The organism is Mycobacterium sp. TH-M82, from assembly GCF_057473605.1.
In genome coordinates this window covers 1-1,746 of record NZ_JBYCKY010000836.1, presented here as the reverse complement: position 1 = coordinate 1,746, position 1,746 = coordinate 1, and the positions used below count along the sequence as shown (strand labels likewise).

Sequence of the window (1,746 nt, the reverse complement as noted above, 5' to 3'; positions counted from 1 at the left end):
GCTCGTCGCCGGGCGCGATCGGGTTGACCAGCACCAGCCCGTATCCGTCGGTGCCGGTCCGGCGTCGGGCGCGCAGCACCTGCGCGGCCTGCTGCGGTGTCTCCACCCGCCAGTCGACGGGATGGCCGGAGTCGGCCAGGTAGAAGGCGGGGAATCGGTCGGTGCGGTAGCCGATCACCCCAACGTTGAGCGTCTCCAGCCGCTCGCACGTGGCCCCGATGTCCAGCATCGACTTGACGCCCGAACAGATCACCAGCACACCGGTCCGCGACAGGGTGGTCAGATCCGCGGACTCGTCCCAGCTGTCGCGTGCGCCCCGATGCACACCGCCCAGTCCTCCGGTGGCAAACACCGTGATGCCGGCCGCCGCCGCGAAGTGCGCGGTAGAGGCGACCGTCGTCGCGCCGTCCCCGCCCCGGGCGGCCAGCGTAGCGACATCGCGGATACCGACCTTCACCACCGCGTGGCTCTCCGCGATGTGCCGCAGCGCCGCGGCGTCGAGGCCGACGTGCGGCTCGCCGCCGATGATCGCGACGGTGGCCGGTACCGCACCGCCGGCGCGCACCGCGTCCTCGATCGCGCGGGCAGTGCGCAGATTGTCCGGACGCGGCAGCCCGTGACTGATGATCGTGCTCTCCAGCGCGACGACCGGCCGGCCGGCGGCCAGCGCGTCCGCCACCTCGGGTTGAATCCGCACGTGCTGCACCCTATAGAGCCTGCCCGACACCGTTGTTCGGTGTTCGGCGCCACCAGCATGGCAACCGCCAGCGGATAGCAGATGTCCGGCGGGCGGGCGATAATCGACGCATGGGCGAATCAGCACGGGTGGGGCTGCGTGGTCGGCTGGTCACGGTCGTGGGCGCGGTGTTGCTCGCAGGCGGCCTGGCGGCGCTCGCGCTGCCGGTCTCCCTCGGCGACTACGACAGATTTGGCATCCAGATCACGTGCGGCAACGCCTACCACGGCCACTTGATCCAGCAGACAGTCGATGACCAGGATGATCAATGCAGGACCGCGCTGGCACAGCGACGCGCGTGGGCGATACCCGCCACCGGCCTCGGCGCCCTGATGCTCATCCCGGCAACGGCGGCGTGGCTGCGCGGGAAGACCGAAAGCCCCGGTTCCCGGCAATCCATCGGTGCGTCGTTACTGGCCGCGATGGGCGCGCTGAGCGGGCTGATGGTGCTCGGACTGGTAGCCGGCGCCGGTGGCGGTGATGTCACCGCCACCCGGGGGCTCGTCACGCCGGTCGCTACCTCAGAGGCCGACCCCGTTCCGGTCGACGACCCGGACACCAACGCCGAACTGGGCAAACTCGACACCCTGCTAATCAAGGGCCGCGCTCCCAAGACGGGTTACGACCGGGAGCTGTTCGGTCCGGCATGGAGCGACGACGTCACCGTCGCCGACGGCCACAACGGCTGCGACACGCGCAATGACATCCTGCGCCGCGACCTGGTCGACATCGAGACCAAGCCGGGAACCGACGGATGCGTCGTGCTGTCCGGGATATTGAACGATCCCTACACCGGCACCACCGTCGACTTCCAGCGCGGCCGGAGCACTTCGCGCGAGGTACAGATCGACCACATCGTCGCGCTGTTGGACGCCTGGCAGAAGGGTGCCCAGCAGTGGGACGAGGTCACTGCGCGCAACTTCGCCAACGATCCGCTGAACCTGCAGGCCACCGAGGGCTGGATCAACGAACAAAAGGAAGCCGGCGATGCCGCGACGTGGTTGCCGCCC

2 protein-coding genes are annotated in these 1,746 nt (G+C 69.5%); one reads left to right on the top strand and one right to left on the bottom strand.

The window, feature by feature from the left end; genetic code table 11:
* The coding region (locus AC2VON_RS24290) for a pseudouridine-5'-phosphate glycosidase (protein ID WP_486955125.1) at positions 1-697 on the bottom strand (697 nt) is incomplete at its 3' end.
* Positions 698-807: 110 nt separating this feature from the next.
* Here AC2VON_RS24290 and AC2VON_RS24285 point away from each other — a divergent pair.
* Positions 808-1,746, top strand: a 939-nt coding sequence (locus tag AC2VON_RS24285; RefSeq protein WP_486955124.1) for an HNH endonuclease family protein, incomplete at its 3' end; no start/stop codon positions are given.